We start from the raw sequence: 26,717 nt of genomic DNA on the forward strand, positions 1-26,717 counted from the left end.
ATTTTATCTTAAAGGGTATTTTATTTATAATATTTCGATGATTTGATATATAATATTAGTTAAATTATATTAGATTGTAGGGTGAAACTATGAAAAAGATTTTGATAATATCTTTTGGTGAACATACAGGATTGAGTATAAAGGCTCAACTTAAAGATATTTTAGGGGATAAATTTGAAATTATTAATTTAAGTGTAGATGATAGCTTTGATTATTGCTTATATACTGATTTGGTGATATTCTCTAGTGAAGAAGTTAGAGATATTTGCTTACTTACAGTTGATAAAGAGTTTGATTTTATAGTTTTAAAACGTGTTATAAGGCATGAGTGTATAGATGAAATTTTAAAGATAAGAGAAAATAAAGATGTTCTTGTAGTAAATGATACTGAAGAAAGTTGTAAAGAAGTTATAAATCAACTAAAAAAGCAAGGAATAGATCATGTTAAATATTATCAATACTACCCTGGTATTAGTGAATATAAAGAAACTGATGTGGCTATCACACCGGGGGAATCTCATTTAGTTCCTAATGGGATAAAAAGGGTTATTGATATAAGTGCTAGAAGAATGGATGTAACTAGTCTAATTGAAGTTTTAATGAAATTAAATTGTATAGAGGAATATGGTAGTTTAGTTTCTTCTTATTTTTACAGAGATATGATAAATATTTCTAAAAAATATATAAATATGTATCAAGAAACAAATAGGCTAAAGGAGATTTTGACAAATATCCTGGATAATCAAAAAAATGGTATTATTTATACTGATATTGAAAATAGAGTATTTGTACTAAATGAAGAAGCTATAAATTTACTAAATATAAGTAGACAAGATATTATAGGAAAAGATATATATACGATATTTAAAGAATTAAAAGAGGATATTATTAGTATTAACAATAGAGAGGTTTTAGTTTCTAAAGAAAAAATAAAAAGTAATAATTTTTATAGCGGAAATATGATTGTACTTAATGAGGTTAAACATATACATAAAATTGATGATGAATTAAGGAAGAAAGAAAGATCTAAGGAAAACTATGCTAGGTATACATTTGATGATATGGTAGGAGACTCTAAGTCTGTAACCAAGAGTATAGATTTAGCTAAGAAGGTAGCTAAGACAAATTCTACTGTTTTAATACAAGGTGAGACTGGTACAGGTAAAGAAGTTCTAGCACAAGCAATACATAATGAGTCAGAAAGAAAAGATTATCCATTTATTGCAATTAACTTTGCTGCTATTCCAGAAAACTTAATAGAAAGTGAACTATTTGGATATGAAGAAGGTGCTTTTACAGGAGCTAAAAAAGGTGGAAAAATAGGTTTATTCAAAAAAGCACATAAGGGAACTATATTTTTAGATGAAATTGGTGATGCTTCTCTATATTTACAGTCTAGATTACTTAGAGTACTTCAAGAAAGAGAAATAACACCAGTAGGTAGTACCGAAACTATACCAATAGATATTAGGGTTATTGCAGCTACAAATAAAGAATTATTTGAAGAGGTTAAGTTGAAGAATTTTAGAGAAGACTTGTACTATAGATTAAATGTAATGCCTATATACTCAATACCTTTAAGAAATCGGAAAGAAGATATAAAGTTACTATTAAAATATTATTTATCTAAAGTAACTAAAAATAATGATTTGAGTTCATTTTTCACTGAAGATGCAATTAGATTATTAGAAGATTATAATTGGCCAGGCAATATAAGAGAACTTGTGAATGTAGTAGAATATGTATCTACAATAAAAGAGATTGGAATAAAAATAGACATTAATGACCTACCTAAATATATTGTTGAGCTTATTAATAAGAATGGAAATAAAGATATATTTGAGGCTAAATTATCTTTAGAACAAGATTTAGATGAAAAAGAATTATGGGTATTACGAAAGATTTATAAGTACGAGGGGATTGGAAGGAGAACATTATCCATTATATCTTATGAAGAAGGTTATGATATTGGAGAAGGTAGAATTAGAAGTATCATGAAAAAGTTAAGATTATATGGATATATAGATATCAATAAAGGTTTAAAAGGGACAAAAATATTGAAAAAAGGGATAGAAAGGGTTAATTTGTAATATAATTAACCCTTTATGGTTTTTGTTTATTTTATATTGGTTTATAAAGGAAAACAAATTTAAATTCATACTTTAAATAAAAATAAGAAAATATTTAAGAGCCTTATGTTTTAAAGTATAAAAAAATAAAAACATATATTAAAAGTTGGCATGGAACTTGCTTCACACTATTATATAAAATTTAATTAATTGTGTGGAGGAAAAATAAATGACTACATTAAAAAAGAAAAAACCAACATTGTTGCAAGCTTTAATACCTATAGTATTTATGATTGTCGCATTGGCAATAGGTTATGGTGTATTAGGTATAAATGCAGAGCCTATAATGATAGCATCGGCTTTTATAGCAGGTATAATAGCGTACAGATTAGGGTATAAATGGGATGAAATGCAAAAGGCGATAGTAGATAAGATAGCAAGTGCACTTCCAGCTACACTAATATTATGGAGTGTAGGGCTTTTAATAGGAGCATTAATGTTTTCTGGAGCTGTTCCTATGATAATATACTATGGAGTACAAATGATAAATCCTAAGTTTATACTGGTTACAGCATTTTTACTATCAGCATTACTTGCTATAGTAACAGGAACATCATGGGGAGCTGCAGGAACTATTGGTGTGGCAATGATGGGAATTGCAGGAGGATTAGGAGTATCATTACCAGCTACAGCAGGTGCAGTAGTATCAGGTGCATTCTTAGGTGATAAATTATCTCCTCTTTCAGATACTACGAATCTAGCTCCTATGGCAGCAGGAAGTGAAATATATGATCATATAAAGCATATGCTTTATACAACTGTACCAGCTTCTTTGGTATGTATAGTAGTTTACTTAATTGTTGGATTTAGCTCTTCTGGGGAATTAGTGACACCAGATTCAGTTAAAATAATGATGGAGCAGTTAGAGTCAATGTTTAACTTTAACATGTTATTATTATTACCACTAGTATTAGTAATTTTAGGTTCAGTAAGAAGATGGCCAACTATACCAACTATGCTAGGAACAAGTTTAATTACTATAGTTTTAGGTTCTATAGTTCAAGGATTTAACATAGTTGATGGATTTACATCTTTAATTTCTGGGTTTGATTTAACTATGACTGGTTTTGAAGGAGAAGCTACGGCTGAAGTAATAAAACTTATAAATAGAGGTGGAGTTGTATCCGTAACAAGTACAACAGTACTTATATTCTGTGCTATGGGATTTGCTGGGATAGTAAGTGTTTCGGGTATGTTAGATGTAGTACTTGACTTATTAATGTCAAAAGTTAAATCAACATCTGGAATAATAATATCAACCATAGCATCTTGCTTTACAGTTGCATTTGTAACAGGTAGTTCATACTTATCAATACTTGTACCTGGGGAATTATTTAAAGACGTTTATCCAAAGAAAAACCTAGATCCTAAGAATTTATCTAGAACATTAGAAGATTCAGGAACAGTTCTTGTTCCTTTAATACCATGGTCAGCAGCAGGAGCATATATGGCAGCAACATTAGGGGTGCCTACTTTAGAATACTTACCATGGGCAATACTTAATTATACAGGTATAATATTTGCAATAATATGTGCAATTACTGGATTTGGGATAGCTAAGATAGATAAAAGTGAAAAAGAAGACGTAATAAAAGGAGCATAATTTATATGATATTAATAAAGAATGTAGAAGTATATGCACCAGAGTACAATGGTAGAAAAGATGTTTTTATAAGTGGAGGAAAAATATCATTAATAGAAGATGAAATTAATTTTGAGAATGATAAAATTAAGATAATAGATGGTAGCAAAAAAAAGCTTACGCCTGGATTTATAGACCAACATGTGCATATAACTGGAGGCGGTGGAGAAGGTAGCTTTAAAACTAGAGCTCCAGAAATAACTTTAAGTAAACTTACAAAAGGTGGGATAACAACTGTTGTTGGACTTCTAGGAACAGATGGAACGACAAGAAGTGTAGAAAACTTAGTAGCAAAGGCTAAAGCATTGAAAGAAGAAGGGATTACAGTTTTTACATATACAGGTTCATATGAGTACCCAACAGTAACAATTACAGGATCCATAAAAAAGGATATTGCCTTTGTAGATGAGATTATAGGTGTAAAGCTGGCTTTATCTGACCATAGATCACCAAATGTAAGTAATTTAGAATTACAGAGAGTGGCATCGGATGCAAGAGTAGCTGGTATGTTAAGTGGAAAAGCAGGAATTGTAGTTCTTCATATGGGTGATGGTAAAAAGGGTCTTTCTAAAGTGAATGAAATACTAGAGGGAACTGAAATACCTATAAAAACTATAAGGCCTACTCATGTAAATAGAAGGAAAGAACTTTTACTAGAAGCATTTGATTATGCTAAGAGGGGAGGGAAGATAGATTTAACTTGTGGAATGAGAGATGACCTAACTCCAGGAAAGAGTATAAAGAAAGCTATAGAAGAAAATGTACCTAGAGAAAATATGACAATAAGTTCTGATGGATATGGAAGTTGGTCTAAATATGATGCAAGCGGAAATTTAGTAAAAATGGGAGTATCAAGCGTATCTAGTTTACATAAAGAGTTTAAATCAATGGTAAATGATTTAGACTTTAGTATAGAGGAAGCTTTAATTTATATAACTTCTAATGTTGCAAAAGGATTAGAAATATATCCAAGGAAAGGGTGTATAAATGAAAACTCTGATGGAGATGTGTTATTATTAGATGAAGATTTGAATATTGATACAGTTATAGCAAATGGTAAAATAATGATAGAAAATAAAGAAGTATTAGTATATGGAACATATGAACATATATAGAGTTTATTTAGAATTAGAATTAAAAAATATGTAAGTTTAATACAAAAAAGTGTGCTTAGTATAATAAGTACACTTTTTTTATTTTTTTATGTATAAATTTAGATATAAGTCATTAGAGGAGGTTTTGCATTATTTGCAAATAAATAATATATGGAATTAAAAATATATAGGCTTTAGATAAGGATAATGATCAAATTTACTAAACTTATTATTGGGAGTGATAGAGGTGAAAAAAAATAATAAAATTGAGGACATAAACGAATATAAGAAAAAGAAAAAGAATAAAAATAAAAATAGGAAGAAAAGAATTGTCTTTAAGAAATCTCGTGTAATTCTTGTGTTTATTTGTGTAGCAGGTACTGTAATAGGAAATCTATGTGGCTACTCTATAGTCTCTCAGCTTAAATATGATATATATTACTTGAAAAAAGACTTAAGAGCAAAAGAGATAGTTATAGAGCAATTAAATTCGAGAATATATAGTAACTATAGTATAGAAGAGATTGAAAAAATGGCTAAAGAAAAAATTAATATGGATTATCCGAAAGAAAGTCAAATCGAGTATATAACTGTTGAGGATTAGGGGTGAGAGCTTTTGAAAAAAATAAAAGGGTTAAGTAGGAAAAGGTTGGTTCTTGTTCTTATACTGGCTTGTTCTCTATTTTTTTGTCTTATAATTAGAACCGGATATATTCAACTTATAAAGGGAGAGTGGCTAAGTACAAAAGCATCGGAGCAACAAACGAGAGAAATACCAATAGAACCAAAGAGGGGAACAATCTATGATGCAAATATGAAAGAACTTGCTGTCAGTGTTACAAAGTATACAGTTTGGTGTAAACCTGTAGAAGTAAAAGACAAAAAAGATGTAGCAGAAAAATTAGCATCAGTTTTAGGTAAAGAAGAAGAGGAAGTATCTAAGTTAGTAAATAAAAAGAATACAGCATTAGTAAGAATTCAAAGATGGATAGATGATGAAACTGCAACTAAAATTAGGGACTTGAGTTTATCGGGAATTTGGGTAGCAGAGGACAATCAACGATATTATCCATATGGAAATTTTGCAGCATATGTTTTAGGACATACAGCCGCAGATTCTACTGGAATTGCAGGAATAGAGATGCAATATAATAGTAAACTTCAAGGAAAAGCTGGAAAACTTATAGTTAGTACGGATGCATCAGGAAGAGAGATACCTCAAGGATCAGAAACGTATTATGAACCTGTACAAGGAAATGGTCTAGTATTGACTATAGATGAAGTTATACAACATTATGCAGAAAAAGCAATTGAAAAGGCGTATGAGGTTACAGGGGCTAAAAGGGTTAATGTTATAGCTATGGATCCTAAAACAGGCGATATACTAGCAATGGCATCAAAACCTGATTACGATCCAAATGACTCAAGGACAGCTATATATCCTTACTATCAAGAATTACTAGAAGAATATAGTGATAAGGAAAAAATAAATGGATATTATGCAATGTGGAGAAATCCATTAATAAATGATACATATGAGCCAGGATCTACTTTTAAGTTAATAACATCATCTGCTTCAGTTGAAGAAGGTGTAGTAAGTGATAAAGATAAATTTGTGTGTACAGGAAAAGTAATGGTAGGTGGTCGTCCAATAAAATGTTGGAGACACTATAGACCTCATGGCGAGCAAACTTTTGCTCAAGGAGTTCAAAATTCATGTAACCCAGTATTCGTTGAATTATCAAATAGATTAGGCGTAAGTAAGTTTTATGATTACATAGAAGCTTTTGGATTTAAATCAAAAACTGGAATAGATTTACCAGGAGAAGCAAAAGGAATAGTCTACAATGAAAAAAATGTAGGGCCTGTAGAATTAGCAACAATGTCATTTGGTCAATCTATATCGGTAACGCCAATACAACTTATTACTGCAATATCAGCAATTGCTAATGATGGTGAACTTATGCAGCCTAGATTAGTAAAAGGATATACTGATAATAAAGGAAATGTAATAGAAGAGGTAGCACCTAAGTCAGTAAGAAAAGTGGTATCAGAGGAAACTTCTAAAAAGATGTTAGAAATAGCACAGTCAGTTGTAAGTGATGGTGGAGGTAAGATTGCATACTTACCAGGATACAGATTAGGTGGAAAAACAGGTACAGCGCAAAAAGTTGTAGATGGAGTGTATGCACAAGGAAAATACATTTGTTCTTTTGTTGGGATTGCACCAACGGATGATCCTCAAATTGTAGTATTGGCTACAGTTGATGAACCTACGGAAGGTAGTTTATTTGGTAGTACAACTGCAGGACCTATAATAAAAGAAATAATGAGCGAAGCATTACCTTATTTAGGTGTTGAACCTAAATACACTGAAGAAGAAAAAGCAGAAAATGAAAAGGTTAAAGTAGTAGTTCCTGATGTGAGAAATTTAGCTATTGAAGATGCAGCAAAAGTATTAGAAGAATCAAAATTAAAAGTGAACTTAGATCCAGATGTAGATGTACCTGAAGGTTCTAAAGTAACTGATATGTTCCCAAAACCAGGAGTCAAAGTATCAGAAGGTTCAAGCATATCAATATACTTTGATAATTAGAATTGTAAATAATTTGTAATTAAAATATAATTATAAATAACTTCAAAAAAAACATAATCTGTTATATAATTATAAAGTTAAAATATACTTGGGGGCAATGTATACATATACATTGCCTTTTATTAAGATGAGTTGTAAAATAAAACTGCGTATAGAAAATTAAAAGGAGGAGTGGTATGGAAAATCTAACGGTTAAAGAGTTAGTAATTTCTACTAAAGGGAAATTAGTCCTAGGCGATGAAAATAATTTTGTAAACGACATTATCATAGATAGTAGAAAAGCAAATGAGAATAATGTATTTGTAGCTATAGTTGGAGAAAACCTAGATGGTCATAACTTTATACAATCAGCATATGACCAAGGCTGCAGAACTTTTATAAAAAATGATAAAGTTAATATCGATTTAAATCAATCAGATGTTAATGTGATAGAAGTAAAAGATACAGAAATAGCATTAGGAGATATAGCAAAGTATTATAAATCAAAGTTTGAGATACCTTTTATAGGAATAACAGGTAGTGTTGGAAAAACAACAACTAGAGATATGGTATATGCAGCTGTATCATCTAAATATAATTCATTAAAAAATGAGGGTAATCTTAATAATCAATTAGGCGTACCTCTTACTTTATTTGAGCTTAATAAAGAACATGAATGTGCAGTAATAGAAATGGGCATGTCTGGATTTAATGAAATAGAATATTTAGCAAATATAGTTAATCCTAAAATCGGTGTTATATCGAATATAGGACTTTCTCATATAGAAGCACTTGGTTCACAGGAAGGTATATTAAAGGCTAAGATGGAGATAACTACAAACTTTGATTCAACGAGTACTTTAATAGTTAATGGAGATGATAAGTTCTTATCTACACTAAAGAACAAAGACCATGCTTATACTTTAAAAACATTTGGATTCAACAAAGAGAATGACATTTATTGTGAAGATTTTACTATGGGAGAGGATAGTATAACTTTTACATGTGTTATAGATGGAAATAAAGAAGAAATTTTCATACCAGCAGTAGGAGAGCATAATATATATAATGCAATGGCTGCAATACTAACGGGTATAGCTTTAGAAATTCCTTTAAAAAATATAAAGGAAGGTTTAAAATATTATAAAGCGACAAAAATGAGACTAGATATAGTAAAAGATAATGATTTAACTATAATAAATGACACTTACAATGCAAGCCCTGATTCTATGAAAGCTGCTTTAAAGATACTAGGAAGGTATAAGGAAAGAAGAGTGGCAATATTAGGTGATATGTTCGAAATGGGAGAGCATGCAGAGTATGGTCATAGACTAGTTGGAGAATCAACAATAGGCAATGTAGATTTACTAATTACAATAGGAGAAGATTCTAGATTTATTAGTGACGAAGCTAAAAAATTAGGGCTATGTTCTAATAGTATATATCACTTTGCCACAAAAGAAGATGCTATAAATAATTTAGATGACCTGATACAAAAAAATGATGTAGTATTAGTTAAAGCATCTAGAGGTATGAAATTAGAAAAAATAGTAGAATATCTAAGTAAGTAAAAATAACGAAAGAGATAGCCAACAGGGAGAGGAGTATGTATTATGTTAGGAATAACAGAACTTACGTATACAGCAATGATTTCGTTTCTAATAGTAATTATATTAGGACCAATATTTATACCGATGTTAACTAAATTTAAATTCGGTCAAACAGTTAGAGATGATGGACCAAAGACACATCTACAGAAAAATGGAACTCCAACAATGGGAGGAGTACTTATAATTATAGCTATACTTATTACAGGACTTACTAGAAGTAATATAAGTTCAGATATGGTAATAGGACTTATCTGTGTAGTAGGATTTGGTTTCGTAGGGTTTGTAGATGACTTTATAATAATAAAAATGAAAAGATCACTAGGATTAAAACCTTGGCAGAAAATAGTTATGCAAGTAGCTTTAGCCTTATATGTATCTTATTATCAATATAGTTCATCGCCAAGTGCAACACAGCTTATAATACCATTTACTGATGCAGTGATAAATTTAGGTCCGTTATATGTGCCAATAATGACATTTATGATAGTAGGTATAGTAAATGCAGTTAATTTAACAGATGGGTTAGATGGATTAGCATCAGGCGTAACGCTAATTGTAGCGGCGTTCTTTATGATATTTGCTACATCTATATCAAATACAGATGTAGCAGTTCTTGCAGCGGCAACAGTAGGAGCGTGTATAGGATTTTTAGGATTCAATGCATATCCAGCTAAAATATTTATGGGAGATACTGGTTCTATGGCATTAGGAGGAGCAGTTACGGCATTTGCTGTATTAACTAACTCTATGCTTTTATTTGTTTTAGTAGGAGGTATATACTTCGCTGAAGCTATATCAGTAATGCTTCAAGTAACTTATTATAAATTAACTAAGAAAAGAATATTTAAAATGGCTCCGATACATCACCATTTTGAACAATGTGGATGGCCAGAAACTAAAGTAGTATTTACATTCTGGATAGTTACTGTAGTTTTAGCTTGGATAGGAATAATTGCCGTATTCTAATTTTGGAGGTAAGAAAAGTGGAACTTAAAAACAAAAAAGTTTTACTAGTAGGTCTTGCAAAAACTGGTGTATCTACAATAAAACATTTAGATAAGCTAGGAGCAAAAACTATTGTAAATGATATAAAAGAAAAATCACAATTAGAAGATATACTAAGAGAGTTAAAAAGTATAAAAAATGTTGAATATATATTAGGATATCATCCAGAAAATGTTGATGATATAGATCTTGCTATTGTATCTCCAGGAGTTCCTCTAGATTTACCTTTCATATGTAAATTAAGAGAAAATAATATCAAAATAATTGGAGAAGTAGAATTAGCATATAGATTGTCTAAAAATAATCCTGTATTTATAGGGATAACAGGAACTAATGGAAAGACTACTACTACTAGCATAGTAGGAGAAATCTTCAAAAAAGCTAATAAGGATACTTATATAGTTGGTAATATTGGAAATCCTGTTATTGATACAGTAGACTTAACTAATAAAAATTCAGTTCTAGTAACTGAGTTAAGTAGTTTCCAATTAGAAAGTATAGATGAATTTAGGCCAAGAGTAAGTGCATTTTTAAATATTACTGAAGATCATATGAATAGACATCATACAATGGAAAACTATATAAATGCAAAAGCTAGAGTTTTTGAAAATCAAAAAGAAGAAGATTTTACAATCTTAAATTATGATGATACTCAAGTAAGAAACTTAGCAGAAAAATGTAAATCTAAAGTCATATTCTTTTCAAGAAAAGAAATATTAAATAATGGAATATATTTAGATGAAGATAATAATATAATTATAGATATAGATGAAAAAATATTACTTTTAAATGCAAATGAATTAAGTTTACCAGGAGAACATAACTTAGAAAATTGCATGGCAGCCATAGGAATAACTTATGTAAGTAATATTGATTTAGAAGTAATAAAAGATGTATTAAAAACTTTTAAGGCAGTTGAGCATAGACAAGAATTTGTAAGAGAATTAAACGACATAATGTTTGTTAATGACTCAAAAGGAACAAATCCAGATTCTACTATAAAAGCAATTAAATCATATAATAGAAATATAATATTAATTGCTGGAGGTAAAGATAAAGGAAGTAGCTTTGATGAACTTCTTGAGATTGCAAAAGAAAATGTAGTTGCATTAGTATTATTAGGAGAAACAGCCTCTAAGATAGAGGAGACTGCTAGAAAAAAAGGATTTGACAAAATCTATATAGTAAATAATATGGAAGAAGCTGTAAAAACTTCTTATAAAATTGCACAAAGTAAGGATGTAGTTTTACTTTCTCCTGCTTGTGCAAGTTGGGATATGTATAAGAATTTTGAAGTAAGAGGAAAAGACTTCAAGGATAGTGTAAACAATTTAAAATAACCTCTTTACCGCTACCACAAATGCAAAGGGAGGTAAGTCTAACATGCCTAAGGAAGGTTTGAAAAAACAAATCAAAAGAGGAATGAAGACTGAGTTTGATTCAGTAGTTTTTTATACTACTATGACATTAGTATTTATAGGCATAGTAATGGTGTTTAGCGCTAGCTATATACAAGCTGCATTTAAGCACCATGATGCCTTTTATTTTTTAAAAAGAAATGTAATTTACGCTGTTTTAGGCTTTATTGGAATGATGATAATGTCTAGAGTAGAATACACATTTTGGAAGAAAAATGCCACAAAGATAGGTATAATAGCAGTAGTTTTATTAATATTGGTGCTAACACCTCTAGGAATAGAAGCAAATGGAGCAAGACGATGGTTAGGTGTAGGTGGAGCAACTATACAGCCAGCAGAAATTGCTAAATTTGCATGTATATTAATAACTGCAAAATTAATCGAAAAAAGATATGACAATATAAAATCTTTGACAAAAGGTGTTTTACCACTTCTTATAGTTCCCGGGACTTTCTTTATACTTATAATGGGTCAACCAAATATGTCAACAGCAGGTACTATAATATTAGTTGTGTTTGTAATGTTATTTGTAGCAGGAATGAATATGAAATTTGTATATACTATGATAGCATTAGGGATAGCAGCATTTGCAGGATTAGTACTTTCAGCACCGTATAGATTAAAACGTGTATTATCATTCTTAGACCCATTTCAAGACCCACTAGGATCAGGATATCAAGTAATTCAAAGTTTATATGCCATTGGCTCTGGAGGTTTATTTGGACTTGGGCTTGGTAAAAGCAAACAAAAATATTTTTACATACCAGAACCACAAAATGACTTTATATTTGCTATAATAGGAGAAGAACTCGGGCTTGTAGGATGTATAGTAGTTATGATGTTGTTTGTAATATTAGTATATAGATGTATAAGAATAGCATTAAAATGTCCAGACATATTTTCGGCTATGGTTGTTATAGGTATAGGAGCTCAAATAGGAATACAAGCAGCTTTAAATATAGCTGTTGCTACTTCATCTATGCCAGCAACCGGAGTTGCTCTTCCATTTATAAGTATGGGGGGAACCTCACTAACCATACTTATGGGAGCAGTCGGTATAGTATTAAACATCTCAAAACATGTCAAAATTAATTAACAGGAGAGGATTCAATGAGAGTTTTATTATCAGGTGGAGGAACTGGAGGTCATGTTTATCCAGCTATCGCCATTGCAAATAGAATAAAAGAACAATATCCAGATGCTGAGATAATGTTTGTTGGAACAGAAAAAGGAATAGAATCTGAAATAGTTCCGAAATATGGATATGAATTAAAAACTGTTACAGTTCAAGGTTTTAAAAGAAAGATAGACTTCGATAACGTAAAAAGAGTATTTAAATTATTCAAAGGATTAGAGCAATCAAGGAAGGTTGTTAAAAAGTTTAAACCGGATGTTGTAATCGGAACTGGAGGATATGTAAGTGGACCAGTATTATTTAATGCTGCCATGAGCAAAGTTCCAACAGTAATTCATGAACAAAACTCTTTTCCTGGAGTCACAAATAAAATACTTTCAAAAGTTGTTACAAGAGTTTTAACTAGTTTTGAAGATTCACATGAAAGATTTCCAGAAGGAAGCCGTGATAAATTAGTTTTAACGGGAAATCCAGTAAGAAAAGAAATATTAGTAGCTAGGAAAAATATTGCTAGAAAAAATCTAGGAATAAGTGAAGATAAGAAAATGGTACTTTGCTACGGTGGTAGTGGAGGATCTGAAGAAATAAACGATGCAATGAAAGTTGTAATAGAAAATATGGTTAAAGAAGATATAGCATTTATATTTGCTACTGGAAAATATTACTATGAAGAATTTGCAAAGAGCATAGAATATCTAAATTTAAAACCATATCAACAAGTAGTTCCATATTTAGAGGATATGGCAAATGCATTAGCTGCAAGTGATTTAGTTATAGGAAGTGCAGGTGCGATATCTTTAGCTGAGATAACAGCATTAGGGAAACCATCAATAATAATACCTAAGGCTTATACTGCGGAAAATCATCAAGAATATAATGCTAAAAGTATAGAGTCAAAAGGTGCTGGAATTGCAATATTAGAAAAAGATTTAACACCTAAAAAATTAAATGAAACTGTATTTAGATTATTAGGAGATAGAGAGCTTTTAATAGATATGGAAAATGCAAGTAAGGAAATTGGAAAACCTGAAGCAATAGATTTAATTTGCGATGAAATTATCAAGATATATGAAGAAAAAAATAAAGTAAAAAAATCTAAAATAGAAGACAAAAGTACAGATATAAAAGAAGATGATGAAAAAGAATCATCTGTAGACAATAATAATGATTCTAAGGAACAACCAAAGGTAATTGGAATTAAGAAAAAGTAACATATAACCCCCTTAGTACATAGATTTAAATTATAGGCATTTGGATTTAAATCTACTACTAGGGGGGTTAATTTTGTCTAAGTATATAATACACGGAGGTAATAAAATAGAGGGAACTTTGAAGATTAGGGGAGCGAAAAATGCTATATTACCTATAATGGCAGCGACAATACTTAATGAAAATAAGAGCATAATTCATAATGTACCTAGTATAGCTGATGTATTTATTATGATAAAGATACTAGAAAGTATAGGCTGTAAAATTGAATATAGTGAAGATACTCTGATAATAGAAAGTTCTGGTATAAACTTTCATAAAATAGATGAAGAGTATGTAAGGAAGATGAGATCATCAATAATTATTATGGGAGCAATGATAGGCAGACTTGAGCATATAGAAATAAGTCATCCTGGAGGATGTGCTATTGGTGCTAGACCGATAGATTTGCATTTAAAAGCTTTAGAATCTCTAGGTGTTACAATTGAAGAGGAAGATGGTGTTATTAGTTGCTACAGAGAATATCTAAAAGGAAATGATATAAGATTTGAAAAAACAAGTGTGGGAGCAACTGAGAATGCTATGCTTGCTGCAGTAAAATCTAAGGGCGTAACAAGAATATATAATGCAGCTAAAGAACCAGAAATAGAAGATTTACAAAATTTCTTGAACGCCATGGGTGCAAAGGTAAAAGGTGCTGGAACAGGCTATATAGAAATAGAAGGTGTAGAAAAACTAGGCGAAGTGGAATATAGTGTGATACCCGATAGAATAGCCATAGGAACTTATATGGTAGCTAGCGCTATAACTGGTGGTAGACTAGAAGTTGAAAAAGCAATAAGACCTCATATGGAGCCTATAAGTAACATTTTAAGAATGGCTGGATGCGAGATAGAGTATACAACAACTGGATTAAATCTATTATCTCCAAAAACAATTAAAGCTGTTGATTTAATTAAAACTTTACCACATCCAGGATTTCCAACAGATATGCAGTCCCAAATGATGGCCTTAATGACATTATCTGATGGTCTTAGTGTATTTTTTGAAACTATATTTGAAAATAGATTTATGCATTGTAAAGAGCTTATGAATATGGGAGCTGATATACGACTTATTACAGATAAAATTTGTGAGGTAAGAGGTGTGGATGCCATCTATGGAGCTAAGGTTAAGTCTACAGACTTACGAGGAGGAGCTAGTCTTGTATTAGCGGCATTAGCAGCTAAGGGTGAAAGTGAAATCTCAGATGTTTACCATATTGAAAGAGGATATGAGAATATAGAAAATGTACTTAGGAATTTAGGTGCAGATATTAGGAAAATATAAAGGCTCAAAATAGAGCCTTTTAATATATATTAAAATATAAAGTATATTTAAGACGTAAAATTATATTTATTGTAAAAATAGTATTAAAATTGCTTTCAAAAGTATAGTTTATTATGTAGGGAAATATAATAATAAAGTTGTATTTTATAAATAGATTTATTATAGGGGGTGAGTGCTTGAAAGGAAGAAAAAAGAAGAAAAGAACAGATCGGGTAATTATAGCTTTAGTTTTTGTTTTTATGTTATCTTTAGGAACTATAGCTTTCTTAAAAAGTAATATTTTTAATTTAAGTAAAGTAGAAATAATAGGAAATAAAAACTTGAAAGAAAATGAAGTTGTAGATTTAGAAAGCTTAATGACTAACAAAAATATATTTACTTATAATTTAAAAAAAATTAAAACTAAAATAGTTGAAAATCCTTATGTAGAAGATGCTCAAGTGAAAATAAAACTTCCTAATAAAATAATAATAGATGTTGATGAAGTAGATGTTGTAGCCTTGTTATCTAATGGAAAAGATTATTGTTACATAGATAATGAGGGAAATTTAATTAAAAAAATTGATAATATAGAAGAAAATAGTGATAAAATAATATTTAGTACAGAATATTCTATAGAAAATGGACAAGTAATAAACTTTAAAAGTGAAAAAGATAAGAAAGCTATATTAAACTTAATAAGTACTTTAAGAAAAGAACATTTAGAAAAAGAAATTGTAAGGGTAGAATATACTAATGATTCTAAATTTAATATAGAATCAAAGATAGGAGCTAAGTTTTTACTGATTAACGACGATGATTTAAATTACAATATAGCAAGAGCAAGCAAAATACTTTTAGATCTACAGAATAAAAATATTAATAGTGGTGTTGTGGACTTAACATATAATAACTATGCTGTATATAAACCAAGTTGATGATCAGCAAATGAGGAGTGATATATTTGCACAAGAAAATGCCTTATAAAAGCCTAGTTATAGTAACAACTGTACTAGGAGTTTTTATAAGTTTACAGTTAAAAAGTATAAACATAGAAAATAATGGAATGACAACCCTCAAAAAGGGAGAGCAGCTAAAGCAAGAGTTAAAGTCGTTAAAGAAAGAAGAAGAAGAATTACGAGAAGAAATTAAAAATATTCAAGATGATATAGATAGTTATAAAAATATGGAAGATGGATCCACAGAAGAAAGTATAAAAACAGAAATTAAAAAATATGAAGAATTAGCAGGTTATACAGATGTAGAGGGCGAAGGAGTTAATGTAACTATAAAATCTATAAGCAATAGCTTAAGTGATGATTCAGATAATAGCATAGTTTATAATTATGATTTATTACTGTCACTTATTAATAAATTGAATTCTGCTCAAGCAAATGCAATTTCTATTAACAATCAACGAATAGTATATGATTCATATCTACATTTAAAAGAAGATAAATTATATTTAAATGACATAGCTATAAATGAGCCATTTATTATAAAGGCTATAGGTGATTCAGATACTTTAGCATCTGCACTTCAAATAAAATATGGTATCATATGGGAAATAGAGAAGTACTATAACGCTAAAGTTACAGTAGAAAAGAATGATCATATAACCATAGGGGCTTCTAGTGAAAAAAAATACTTAGAGGATGTAGAAATAAATGAAGAACATGAGGATTAATAAAAATAAGATAAAAACAAAGCAAACCTTAATTATATTAATAGCATTCATGTTAGGTATATTTATAGCTATATATTTAAAGTCAACGGATTCTGATAATGTATATATTTCTTTAGAAGAAAAAAGATCACTTGAAAATGATATTAATAATAAGAAAATGGAAATATCTAGTTTAAAAAAGAGAAAAGAAGAATATGAAAAGAGTTTAAAAGCTTATGAAGATGTTGTTAAAAACAAAAATAAATCTATAGGAGAGTTAATGAATGAAGAGTTAGATTATTTAAAAGTCATAAGCGGATACTCAAGTATTATAGGAAGTGGAGTAATTATTACCATAAAAGATAGTGAAAGAGAGCTTTCGAGTGGGGAAACTCCAAATGATTTATTAGTACATGATATAGATATATTAAGAATATTAAATGACTTAAAAAAAGCTGGTGCAAAGGGCATAACAATAAATGGTGAGCGAGTTATACCTACAAGTGAAATAAAATGTTCGGGTGCTACAATTACGGTTAACAAAACAACTTATGGACAACCATTTATAATAAAAGCCATAGGTAATACTGAGTCATTAATGGCAAGTATAAATGCTCCAGAATCATATGCTAACTTATTAAGGAGCGTATATGGAATTTATATAAATATAGAAGAAAATGAAGAAATAACATTAAATTTTTATGAAAATAATAAATAAAAGTATAAAAAGCTTGAAAAATAGAACTATTTCAAAGTAAAATAAAGAAGGTGAGTATTTATGTTATGGATACTAGGAGGATTAGCACTAGGAGTAGTTATTGGTTATTATATTCCATTTACTTATCCTATGGATTACTCCCTTTATATGTCTGTTGCAATACTTGCAACTTTAGATTCTATCTTTGGTGCAGTAAAGTCAACCTTTGAAGGTAAATATGATAATATAATATTTGTTACTGGATTTATTGGAAATTCATTATTAGCTATATTTTTAACCTATATAGGTGATAAGCTTGGAATACCGATTTATTATGTAGCAATTTTAGTATTTGGTTCGAGATTATTCGATAATTTATCAATGATAAGAAGACATATTATTTTAAGGTTAAGTAATAAAAAAAGAGGAAATTAAGTATTTTTATGGAATAAGTTAGTTAAATGTTAACAAATTTTGTAGATTAAATGATATAATTATTACATAGATTTACTTTGAATCGTAAAATAAGGAGGTTTATAAATGCTAAACTTTGACGTAGAATCAGACAATTTTGCGCAGATTAAGGTTATAGGTGTCGGTGGCGGTGGAAATAATGCCGTTAACCGAATGGTAGAGGCACAACTTAAAGGTGTTGAGTTTATTGCAATTAATACTGATAAGCAAGCTTTATACACATCTAAAGCTGAGTATAAAGTTCAAATAGGAGATAAACTTACTAGAGGACTTGGAGCAGGAGCTAATCCTGATATTGGGAAAAAAGCAGCTGAAGAAAGTAAGGATGAAATATTAACATTACTTCAAGGTTCGGATATGGTATTTGTTACTGCTGGTATGGGTGGTGGAACAGGTACAGGAGCAGCACCATTAGTTGCTCAATTAGCTAAGGAAATGGGGATACTTACAGTAGGAGTTGTTACTAAGCCTTTCATATTTGAAGGCAAGGTAAGAATGAAAAATGCTGAAAGAGGAATTGAAGATTTAAAGGCAAATGTTGATACTTTAATAACTATACCAAATGATAAGTTATTACAGTTAGTACAAAAGAACACATCTATGCTAGAGGCATTCTCTATAGCGGATAACGTATTAAAGCAAGGTATACAGTCAATATCTGATCTTATAGCAGTACCGGGTCTTATAAATCTAGACTTTGCAGATGTTACTTCTATAATGAAGGAGCAAGGTCTAGCACATATGGGTATAGGTACAGCTGTAGGTGAGAATAGAGCTGTTGAAGCTGCTAGAGAAGCAATACAATCTCCATTACTTGAGACTTCAATTAAGGGAGCTAAAGGTGTATTACTTAATATAACAGGTGGTTCTAATTTAGGATTATTCGAGATAAATGAAGCATCTACATTAGTACAAGAATCCTGTGATCCAGAAGCTAACATTATATTTGGGGCATCTATAAGAGAAGACTTAGGAGATGAAATAAGTATAACTGTTATAGCTACAGGTTTTGAAAGTAATCAAATCCAGGATATGAGAATAAATGATACTATAAGTAAGTTTACTACTAAACCAGTTGAAACTGAAGTTGAAAAAAAAGAAGTTGAGCCTATAAAGGAAGTGGTTACTGCTAAAGAAGAACCTAAAAGAACATCTTTAGTAGAAGAAGATGATGATATGATAATACCTACTTTCCTAAGAAGAAGAAGATAATAAAATATTTATTTTAAAATGAAGGAGATAGCCTATGGTTATCTCTTTTTTATTTTAATTAAGGTATTTTTATATTAAGAGATTATTAATTATAAAATTTTTTATATAAATATATTTATTAGAATAAAAATAATAAGTAATTTATAACTAAATTTTACCCATAAATATTTTATTCTACAGTTAAATTCTACTAATAGAGACTGTATAGATATTAGTAGATGAGAAATAGAGAAGAATAGGTTTGTTTTTGAATATTTTTATAGATTCTATGGTTATGTTTCGACTGTTAATATTGACATAAAATTCTGTAGCAAGTAGTTTATAATGAACTAAAGGTTTATGAAGAGGAGGAGTAGGTAATGTATATTGATTCTTACATTATAGAAAACCTACTAATAAATTATATTATTATAAGTTGTACATCTATTCTAACAAAAAATTTTAATAGTAGAAAACAGAAATTCCTTGGCTCAATATTAGGAACTATATATTCAGTAGCATATATATATCCACCATTAAAAATTTTATTTACAGTACCAGCAAAATTTATTTTTATAATTATTATCACATTAATATCATTCCAATATAAGAGTAAAAAGGAGTACATAAGAATACTCTTAATGTTTTACCTAGTTAATATTTTTATTTCCGGGAGTACATATTTTATAATTTACTTTACTGGAATTAGTCATTTGAAAATATCATTTTTAATAGCATGTGCTTATTTTAGCTGTAAGCTTCTTCAGTACATATACAGAGATATAAAAACAATTAAACATCTTAAAGATTTTACAAAGACCATAACAATTAGTTTATTAAATAGTAGCTGTAAATGTGAAGCACTATTAGATAGTGGTAATTTTTTAAAAGACCCAATAAGTAAAAGTGATGTGATTATAGTGAAATCTAGTATTTTGAAGGAGTTGTTACCAAAAGTAGAGCTTAATTATAATTATGAAGATGTAAGTGTAGAAAAAGTTGATGAGATAATAAATGATTTGGATGATGATTTATCAGCTAGGGTTAGACTTATACCATACAAACATGCTGGTAGTAGTCAAGCTAATATGATTTTAGGTTTTAAGGTTGATTACTTAGAAATAGATGAAAGAAAATTTGGAAATGTAATTATAGGAATATCAAATTTTAAAGATGAAGAATATGGTGCAATATTGAATCCAAGTATTTTATTATAATCTAAAAAAGTTAAATAATCTAAAGGGGGAGAGTAAAATGAAGTCTCTATTAGGAAAATTAATTACGAAATGCAGAGGAATAATTTTAAGGGTAGGTATTAAATTAGGTATCATAAAATCAGATAGTATTTATTATATGGGAGGCGTGAATATATTACCACCTCCGTTAAAACCAGATGAAGAAAATGCTTTGTTACAAAGATTAGAAAAAGATGAAAGTGTTAAGACTACATTAATTGAAAGAAATTTAAGATTAGTTGTATATATATCTAGAAAGTTTGAAAATACGGGTATTGATGTTGAAGATTTAATATCAATTGGCACGATAGGTCTAATAAAGGCTGTAAATACATTTAAACTAAATAAAAATATAAAGCTAGCAACTTATGCCTCTAGATGTATAGAAAATGAAATACTTATGTATTTAAGGAAAAATAATAAGAAAAAAGTTGAGGTATCTTTTGATGAGCCATTAAATATAGATTTAGATGGAAATGAACTTTTACTTTCTGATGTTTTAGGAACTGAAAATGATGAGATTTATAAGATAATAGAAGAAGAGATAGATAAAGATTTATTAATTATGGCATTAGATAGATTGTCTGATAGGGAAAAGCAAATTATGGAATTACGTTTTGGACTTACTAACAAAGGAAATGAGAGAACACAAAAAGAAGTTGCTGGAATGCTTGGAATATCTCAATCCTATATATCTAGATTGGAGAAGAAAATAATTTCAAGATTAAAAAAAGAAATGAAGAAATTCGTATAATATAAATAATTCTATCTTAAAAGTATAAAAATATATGATGTGTAAATAATTTCATATATAACAAATCTTTTAAGAGAGGACTGAAACTTATGCAAATTAATAAAGTTGAAATCTGTGGTGTTAATACATCTGAGCTTCCAGTTCTTAAAAATAATCAAATGACAGAGCTTCTTATAAAAATAAAAGATGGAGATGAAGAAGCTAGACAACAATTTGTAAGAGGCAACTTGAGATTAGTTTTAAGTGTAATACAAAAGTTTAATAACAGAGGGGAAAATATAGACGATTTATTTCAAATAGGATGTATAGGACTTATAAAGGCAATTGATAATTTTGACTTAAGCCAAAATGTAAGATTTTCAACTTATGCAGTGCCTATGATAATAGGCGAGATAAGGAGATACTTAAGGGATAATAATCCAATAAGAGTTAGTAGATCGCTAAAAGATATTGCATATAAAGCTTTACAAGTAAGAGAAAGGCTTGTTAGAAGTAATGCAAAAGAGCCTACAGTATCAGAAATAGCTAAAGAACTTGATTTAGAAGTTGAATCAGTAGTAATGGCATTAGATGCTATACAAGACCCTATATCTTTATTTGATCCGGTTTATCAAGATAATGGAGATGCTATATTTGTTATGGATCAAGTTCAAGATAAAAAAGATACAGATGAAAATTGGCTACAAGAAATTGCCTTAAAGGAAGCTATTAAAAAATTAAACAGCAGAGAAAAGCTAGTATTAGACTTAAGATTCTATAAAGGGAGAACACAAATTGAAGTTGCAGATGAGATAGGAATATCTCAAGCTCAAGTATCAAGAATAGAAAAAAATGCACTCAAAAATATGAGAAAATATATATAAAAATTAAACTTTATGAGCATGCCTCAAAATAAATTCACATAACATAAAAGAAGAAGAGTAGAGATACTAAGTGAATTTTATAACGGAGGCAGCTCTTTTTTCATGTTTAAATAAATTATTTTAGGTGAATTTTTTATTTTAAACTTAAATAGTTCTTTTTTTTTGGCCAAGTACATATTTATTTTTTAAAGGAGGGAGATTATAATATGATGAGAATATCTGATATAATGGAGAAAGAAGTGATTAATATAAAGAATGGAAAGAAGATGGGATACATAACTGACATAGATTTAGATATTAATGAAGGAAAGGTAATATCTTTTACAATACTAGGTGACTCTAGAAACTTTTTTTCAAGAGGATCAGATGAAGATGTTGTATTCTTTAGTGATATATTGAAGGTAGGTTGTGATACAATAATAGTAAATCTTGGTTCAGAGATTAATCTTGATGAATTTAATATAGACAAATTATAGAAAATAATAGACAAAAGAAACTTAGGAGGAAGAATATGCAGTGCCCTTATTGTAATTACAAAGAATCGAAAGTAGTAGACTCAAGACATACAGATAGTAAATCAATAAGAAGACGAAGAGAGTGTGAGTCTTGTAAGACTAGATTTACTACTTATGAAAAAATAGAAACGACTCCAGTAATGGTTGTAAAAAAAGACAACACAAGAGAGTATTTTAGTGGAGAGAAAATAAAGCATGGAATACTAAAGGCCTGTGAAAAGAGACCAGTATCAATTGAGCAAATAGAAGAAATTGTATTTTATATTGAAAATGAAATAAATAAAAACTTCTCATCAGAAGTTGAAGCTAAAGAAATCGGTGAAATGGTTATGGAAAAATTAAAAGATGTAGATGAAGTATCTTATGTTAGGTTTGCATCTGTATATAGACAATTTAAGGATATAAATACATTTGTAAATGAACTAAAGAATATCTTAATAGAAAAAGGAGACTAAAGATGGAAAACTACATAAATATTAAGAAGGTTAAAGACGAATTAGACTTTGTAAATTTGGCCATAACTACTAAAAACATAGATTCAAAAAATAAAGAAGATTTATTAAATACTTTTAAAGAAGATGAATTTAATCTTGAAAATTTAACGAGTAATATTCAAATTCATTCTGATATAGTTAATCTTATTGATGAAAGTAATATAGGTTCTAAAAATGAGGGGGATGCACTTATTACAAATGTAAAAGAAGTTCCTCTTCTTGTTTTTACGGCAGACTGTGTCCCAATAGCAATTATTGATAAGAAGAATAAAGCTATAGGTGTTGTACATGCAGGATGGAGAGGAACTTACTCTCAAATTGCTAAAAATACAATAGAACTTATGGAAAAGGAATATAATACTAATGCAAGCGACTTACTTTGTGTTATAGGTCCATCGATAGGTCCATGTTGCTATGAAGTATCTAAAGATTTGATTGAAAAATTTAACATAATTCTTACAAACTGCGAAGAAAAATTCTATATAATAGAAGAAGGCAAGTACTATTTAGATTTATGGAAGGTTAATGAATATGTATTAAAGACTTGTGGAGTTAAAGAAAATAACATAATTAACTTGAATATATGTACTAGCTGTAACTCAGATAAGTTCCATTCTTATAGAATTCATGAGAAGACAAATAAGAGGATAGGAATGATACTACAGATAAAATAGAGAGGAGAATAATTCTTATGAATACTAAAATTCTTGTTATAGATGATGAAATGCATATAGTAGAATTACTTAAATTTAATTTAGAAACAGCAAACTACGAGGTCCATTATTCTTACGATGGCTTTGATGGATTTATAAAAGCTAAAGAAGTTAAACCAGATTTAATTCTTTTAGATTGGATGCTTCCAAATATAAGTGGAATAGATGTTTTAAGAAAAATAAGGAGTGATAAAGATTTACAAAATACTCCTGTAATAATGCTTACAGCAAAAAATATGGAAGGTGACAAAGTAGAAGGGTTAGAAGTAGGAGCTGATGACTATATAACAAAGCCTTTTGGTATAAAAGAATTATTAGCTAGAATTGTATCTGTGCTTAGAAGGTATAATTTAAATACAAAATTAGAAGATGATGTTTTAATATATAAAGATATCAAAGTAGATCTATCAAAACATGAAGTTTTAAAAAGTAATGAAAAAATAGATCTTACTCTTAAGGAATTTGAATTATTAAGATTATTACTTCAAAATAAAGGTAAAGTTCTTTCAAGAAATTATTTATTAGATAAAATATGGGGCTATGAATACTATGGAGAAACTAGAACTGTAGATGTTCATATAAGATATTTAAGAAAAAAAATAGAAGGAAGCAATGAAAAGTATATAGAAACTATTAGAGGTGTAGGTTATAAAATTGATTAATATTATTAGGAGAATAAAATGATGAATGAATTAGATAATATATATTTTTTTATTACATTAGTTTCTATAACTATAACAATATTGTCTCTTAGATATACTATAACAATAAAAAGATACTTAGAAAAATTTAGAATAGTTTCAAAGAAAGTAAGCAATAAAGAATTTCATACTAGATTAAATATATCTGCAAAGGGTGAATTGGGAGAGCTTACTAATAATTTTAATTATATGATAGAGAAAATGGGTGATACAATTGAGGAAGTAGAATATAAACATCTTCAATTAACATCTATTTTGAAAAGTATATCTCATGGTATTTTAGCTATAGATATAAGTGGAAATATACTTTTAATAAATGATGAAGCTAAAAAGATAATCAAAGCTGATCAAATGGTAGAAGGTCAAAATATTAGCTCTGCTATAAAGGAAGAAAAAATCCTTAGGGTGATTTCTAAATTTAGAGGATCTAATAAAAATGAAAGAGCAAAGATCGTAATGGAAGACGAAACTGTATACAATATAAAAGTAGATCCTGTTTACCTACAAAATACAGTCAATGCCATTATAGGATCTATAATAAATATAGAAGATATTACACAAAAGGTTAAACTTGAAAATATGAGGAGTGACTTTGTTGCTAATGTAACTCATGAGTTAAAGACACCTCTGACATCTATAAGTGGATTTGTTGAAACCCTAAGGTTAAATGAAAACATAGATACTGAAACTAGAAATAGGTTTTTAGGAATAATAGAAACTGAATCAGATCGATTAAAGCGACTAATAGATGATATATTATTCTTATCGTCTATAGAGAATACAGAGAGTAGAGTTTTAGAAAAAATCAATTTATATGATACTTTTAAGGATGTTAAAGATATGCTTAGCTACATTGCTGAAAGTAAAAAGATTACATTTAGCTATGAATTCCTAGATAAATCCTTGTTTGTTGTATCAAATAGAGATTACATAAAACAGATATTTTTGAATTTAATTGAAAATGCAATAAAATATACTCCTGAAAATGGGAAAGTAAAAGTAATAGTATCATCTAATGAAAATGAAATAATATTACAGGTTATAGATAATGGTGTAGGTATCCCTAAAGAAGATATACAAAGAATATTTGAAAGATTCTATAGAGTAGATAAGGCTAGAAGTAGAGATGTAGGGGGGACTGGATTAGGACTAGCAATAACAAAGCATATTGTAAAGTCATTAAATGGAAAGATAGATGTAAATAGTGAATTGAATAAAGGTAGTGAATTTATAGTAACTATACCTAAAAAAATTTCCTAGAATAATAGGAAATTTTTTTTTGTTTTTGTGCAAACTAATCTTATGGTAATTTGAATAAAATTAAATGATAAGGAGGAAGGCTAATGAAGGAGAGTTTAGTTAATGATGATTTATTTAGACATGCATTTATAGTGGCTTTAATTATAGGAACTCTTTGTAGAGGATTTGTTCTAAGAGTGACAGATAGACAATATCCAACTAGACCATTAGATTATTTAGAACAAATAATAATAGCAGGTCTTTCTGCATCTCTTGGTGCAATAGCATTACCAGCTCTTATAGATAAAGAATTTTCTGCATTAACTTTCTTTGCAGTAGGGATTCAACAATTCCAAGGATTAGCAGGGCAAGAAAGAATAACTTTAGAAAATCTAGATAATGATGAAGTAGTGCCTAAAGGAGGGGCATATGTAGAAGAGATTGCTTCAACATATGAGACTAGAAGCTATATAAGTTTATTTTCATCTCTAGTAGCATCTACTGTATACATATATTTAGCTAGAAAGTACGCCCTTAGTGCTATGATATGCACTTTAGCTGCAGCTATAGGAGGAGGCATAGTAGGTCTGATTTTTAGGTATGCACTAAGAAGAAATAGTATTGGTGATGTTGCAGATATAGTGCCAGCAAAACTACATTTTAATGATACTATACTTATGGTAAATGATGTGGTTATAACTAATGTAGGATTAAAAAATACTAGGGACAGATATTTAAATAAAGGTATGGCAGTTGAAATAGTTCCTAAAAGTATGTCTGATTTTGGAGTTATAAATGATGTTGGCCAAAGACAAGCTATATTACATAATATATTTATTCATATGGGAATAGATAAGGATGTAGATGAAGTTGATATTTTGGCTGTATCTAGAACTGATTTAGATAAAAGAACGGTTGTTATACCTTATATACCTCTTTTACAAGATATGGAAGTATTGAAGCAAGTTATTAAAAGTACTCCTATTATAGAGACGGCAAAAGGAAAACAAAGTGCTTACAAGAAAAAGCCAATTTTTTTTAAATAAGAGG

Annotated in this window: 25 protein-coding genes; all 25 read left to right on the forward strand. The window is 29.1% G+C overall.

Annotation, left to right across the window (positions count from 1 at the left end):
- The first annotated feature begins 89 nt into the window (after positions 1–89).
- Positions 90–2,090, forward strand: a complete 2,001-nt coding sequence (locus H8923_RS04160) for a sigma-54 interaction domain-containing protein (protein WP_153923926.1) — start codon at positions 90–92, stop codon at positions 2,088–2,090.
- A gap of 208 nt (positions 2,091–2,298) precedes the next feature.
- On the forward strand, positions 2,299–3,732 hold the full coding sequence (gene nhaC, locus H8923_RS04165; protein WP_153923928.1) for a Na+/H+ antiporter NhaC: 1,434 nt from the start codon (positions 2,299–2,301) through the stop codon (positions 3,730–3,732).
- Between the two features lie 5 nt (positions 3,733–3,737).
- The gene (iadA, locus tag H8923_RS04170) at positions 3,738–4,886 is read left to right on the forward strand and encodes a beta-aspartyl-peptidase (RefSeq protein ID WP_153923930.1); all 1,149 of its coding nucleotides are present in this window, start codon (positions 3,738–3,740) and stop codon (positions 4,884–4,886) included.
- A 226-nt stretch (positions 4,887–5,112) separates the two neighbouring features.
- Positions 5,113–5,469, forward strand: a complete 357-nt coding sequence (locus H8923_RS04175; protein ID WP_187127841.1) for a hypothetical protein — start codon at positions 5,113–5,115, stop codon at positions 5,467–5,469.
- Between the two features lie 12 nt (positions 5,470–5,481).
- Positions 5,482–7,461, forward strand: coding sequence for a stage V sporulation protein D (locus H8923_RS04180; protein ID WP_153923934.1), 1,980 nt, complete (start codon positions 5,482–5,484; stop codon positions 7,459–7,461).
- A gap of 176 nt (positions 7,462–7,637) precedes the next feature.
- The gene (locus tag H8923_RS04185) at positions 7,638–9,011 is read left to right on the forward strand and encodes a UDP-N-acetylmuramoyl-tripeptide--D-alanyl-D-alanine ligase (protein WP_153923936.1); all 1,374 of its coding nucleotides are present in this window, start codon (positions 7,638–7,640) and stop codon (positions 9,009–9,011) included.
- Between the two features lie 39 nt (positions 9,012–9,050).
- On the forward strand, positions 9,051–10,016 hold the full coding sequence (gene mraY, locus H8923_RS04190) for a phospho-N-acetylmuramoyl-pentapeptide-transferase (protein WP_187127869.1): 966 nt from the start codon (positions 9,051–9,053) through the stop codon (positions 10,014–10,016).
- A gap of 17 nt (positions 10,017–10,033) precedes the next feature.
- The gene (gene murD, locus H8923_RS04195) at positions 10,034–11,395 is read left to right on the forward strand and encodes a UDP-N-acetylmuramoyl-L-alanine--D-glutamate ligase (RefSeq protein WP_187127842.1); all 1,362 of its coding nucleotides are present in this window, start codon (positions 10,034–10,036) and stop codon (positions 11,393–11,395) included.
- A 43-nt stretch (positions 11,396–11,438) separates the two neighbouring features.
- Positions 11,439–12,569 carry a stage V sporulation protein E gene (spoVE, locus tag H8923_RS04200; protein WP_153923942.1) on the forward strand — a complete coding sequence of 377 codons (1,131 nt, stop codon included), beginning with the start codon at positions 11,439–11,441 and terminating at the stop codon, positions 12,567–12,569.
- 14 nt (positions 12,570–12,583) lie between these two features.
- Positions 12,584–13,819: an undecaprenyldiphospho-muramoylpentapeptide beta-N-acetylglucosaminyltransferase gene (murG, locus tag H8923_RS04205; protein ID WP_153923944.1), complete on the forward strand. Its 1,236-nt coding sequence runs from the start codon at positions 12,584–12,586 to the stop codon at positions 13,817–13,819.
- A gap of 73 nt (positions 13,820–13,892) precedes the next feature.
- Positions 13,893–15,146, forward strand: a complete 1,254-nt coding sequence (murA, locus tag H8923_RS04210) for a UDP-N-acetylglucosamine 1-carboxyvinyltransferase (protein ID WP_153923946.1) — start codon at positions 13,893–13,895, stop codon at positions 15,144–15,146.
- Between the two features lie 176 nt (positions 15,147–15,322).
- Complete coding sequence (locus tag H8923_RS04215; RefSeq protein ID WP_153923948.1) at positions 15,323–16,063, forward strand: cell division protein FtsQ/DivIB; 741 nt, start codon at positions 15,323–15,325, stop codon at positions 16,061–16,063.
- 26 nt (positions 16,064–16,089) lie between these two features.
- Positions 16,090–16,812: a DUF881 domain-containing protein gene (locus tag H8923_RS04220; protein ID WP_243139868.1), complete on the forward strand. Its 723-nt coding sequence runs from the start codon at positions 16,090–16,092 to the stop codon at positions 16,810–16,812.
- Positions 16,793–17,509, forward strand: coding sequence for a DUF881 domain-containing protein (locus H8923_RS04225; RefSeq protein WP_243139869.1), 717 nt, complete (start codon positions 16,793–16,795; stop codon positions 17,507–17,509). Before H8923_RS04220 ends, H8923_RS04225 begins: the two co-directional genes overlap by 20 nt.
- A 60-nt stretch (positions 17,510–17,569) precedes the next feature.
- Positions 17,570–17,923 (forward strand): small basic family protein, encoded by a 354-nt coding sequence (locus H8923_RS04230; RefSeq protein ID WP_147540617.1) that lies wholly within the window; start codon positions 17,570–17,572, stop codon positions 17,921–17,923.
- A gap of 105 nt (positions 17,924–18,028) precedes the next feature.
- Entirely contained in the window at positions 18,029–19,174 is a 1,146-nt protein-coding gene (gene ftsZ / locus H8923_RS04235) for a cell division protein FtsZ (protein WP_153923949.1), read from the forward strand.
- Positions 19,175–19,533: 359 nt separating this feature from the next.
- Positions 19,534–20,370 (forward strand): sigma-E processing peptidase SpoIIGA, encoded by an 837-nt coding sequence (locus tag H8923_RS04240; RefSeq protein ID WP_153923951.1) that lies wholly within the window; start codon positions 19,534–19,536, stop codon positions 20,368–20,370.
- A 37-nt stretch (positions 20,371–20,407) separates the two neighbouring features.
- On the forward strand, positions 20,408–21,142 hold the full coding sequence (gene sigE / locus H8923_RS04245; protein WP_153923953.1) for an RNA polymerase sporulation sigma factor SigE: 735 nt from the start codon (positions 20,408–20,410) through the stop codon (positions 21,140–21,142).
- Positions 21,143–21,231: 89 nt separating this feature from the next.
- A complete protein-coding gene (gene sigG / locus H8923_RS04250) occupies positions 21,232–22,005 on the forward strand; it encodes an RNA polymerase sporulation sigma factor SigG (RefSeq protein WP_153923955.1) in 774 nt (257 codons plus the stop codon).
- A 206-nt stretch (positions 22,006–22,211) separates the two neighbouring features.
- Positions 22,212–22,481 carry a YlmC/YmxH family sporulation protein gene (locus H8923_RS04255; protein ID WP_153923957.1) on the forward strand — a complete coding sequence of 90 codons (270 nt, stop codon included), beginning with the start codon at positions 22,212–22,214 and terminating at the stop codon, positions 22,479–22,481.
- A gap of 35 nt (positions 22,482–22,516) precedes the next feature.
- A complete protein-coding gene (gene nrdR / locus H8923_RS04260) occupies positions 22,517–22,975 on the forward strand; it encodes a transcriptional regulator NrdR (protein ID WP_153923959.1) in 459 nt (152 codons plus the stop codon).
- A 2-nt stretch (positions 22,976–22,977) separates the two neighbouring features.
- Positions 22,978–23,688 (forward strand): peptidoglycan editing factor PgeF, encoded by a 711-nt coding sequence (gene pgeF / locus H8923_RS04265; RefSeq protein ID WP_153923961.1) that lies wholly within the window; start codon positions 22,978–22,980, stop codon positions 23,686–23,688.
- Between the two features lie 17 nt (positions 23,689–23,705).
- On the forward strand, positions 23,706–24,389 hold the full coding sequence (locus H8923_RS04270; RefSeq protein ID WP_153923963.1) for a winged helix-turn-helix domain-containing protein: 684 nt from the start codon (positions 23,706–23,708) through the stop codon (positions 24,387–24,389).
- Between the two features lie 21 nt (positions 24,390–24,410).
- On the forward strand, positions 24,411–25,688 hold the full coding sequence (locus H8923_RS04275; protein WP_153923965.1) for a HAMP domain-containing sensor histidine kinase: 1,278 nt from the start codon (positions 24,411–24,413) through the stop codon (positions 25,686–25,688).
- A gap of 83 nt (positions 25,689–25,771) precedes the next feature.
- Positions 25,772–26,713, forward strand: a complete 942-nt coding sequence (locus H8923_RS04280) for a YIEGIA family protein (RefSeq protein ID WP_153923967.1) — start codon at positions 25,772–25,774, stop codon at positions 26,711–26,713.
- The last annotated feature ends 4 nt before the right edge of the window (positions 26,714–26,717 follow it).

The sequence above is a fragment of the Romboutsia faecis genome (assembly GCF_014323405.1).
Classification (GTDB): domain Bacteria; phylum Bacillota; class Clostridia; order Peptostreptococcales; family Peptostreptococcaceae; genus Romboutsia_E; species Romboutsia_E faecis.

Coding starts and splice junctions, on each gene's coding strand:
- H8923_RS04160 (WP_153923926.1), top strand. CDS start 90: ATGAAAAAGATTTTGATAATATCTTTTGGTGAACATACAGGATTGAGT.
- nhaC (WP_153923928.1), top strand. CDS start 2,299: ATGACTACATTAAAAAAGAAAAAACCAACATTGTTGCAAGCTTTAATA.
- iadA (WP_153923930.1), top strand. CDS start 3,738: ATGATATTAATAAAGAATGTAGAAGTATATGCACCAGAGTACAATGGT.
- H8923_RS04185 (WP_153923936.1), top strand. CDS start 7,638: ATGGAAAATCTAACGGTTAAAGAGTTAGTAATTTCTACTAAAGGGAAA.
- spoVE (WP_153923942.1), top strand. CDS start 11,439: ATGCCTAAGGAAGGTTTGAAAAAACAAATCAAAAGAGGAATGAAGACT.
- murG (WP_153923944.1), top strand. CDS start 12,584: ATGAGAGTTTTATTATCAGGTGGAGGAACTGGAGGTCATGTTTATCCA.
- H8923_RS04225 (WP_243139869.1), top strand. CDS start 16,793: ATGAAGAACATGAGGATTAATAAAAATAAGATAAAAACAAAGCAAACC.
- H8923_RS04230 (WP_147540617.1), top strand. CDS start 17,570: ATGTTATGGATACTAGGAGGATTAGCACTAGGAGTAGTTATTGGTTAT.
- ftsZ (WP_153923949.1), top strand. CDS start 18,029: ATGCTAAACTTTGACGTAGAATCAGACAATTTTGCGCAGATTAAGGTT.
- H8923_RS04240 (WP_153923951.1), top strand. CDS start 19,534: ATGTATATTGATTCTTACATTATAGAAAACCTACTAATAAATTATATT.
- sigE (WP_153923953.1), top strand. CDS start 20,408: ATGAAGTCTCTATTAGGAAAATTAATTACGAAATGCAGAGGAATAATT.
- sigG (WP_153923955.1), top strand. CDS start 21,232: ATGCAAATTAATAAAGTTGAAATCTGTGGTGTTAATACATCTGAGCTT.
- H8923_RS04255 (WP_153923957.1), top strand. CDS start 22,212: ATGATGAGAATATCTGATATAATGGAGAAAGAAGTGATTAATATAAAG.
- nrdR (WP_153923959.1), top strand. CDS start 22,517: ATGCAGTGCCCTTATTGTAATTACAAAGAATCGAAAGTAGTAGACTCA.
- pgeF (WP_153923961.1), top strand. CDS start 22,978: ATGGAAAACTACATAAATATTAAGAAGGTTAAAGACGAATTAGACTTT.
- H8923_RS04270 (WP_153923963.1), top strand. CDS start 23,706: ATGAATACTAAAATTCTTGTTATAGATGATGAAATGCATATAGTAGAA.
- H8923_RS04275 (WP_153923965.1), top strand. CDS start 24,411: ATGAATGAATTAGATAATATATATTTTTTTATTACATTAGTTTCTATA.
- H8923_RS04280 (WP_153923967.1), top strand. CDS start 25,772: ATGAAGGAGAGTTTAGTTAATGATGATTTATTTAGACATGCATTTATA.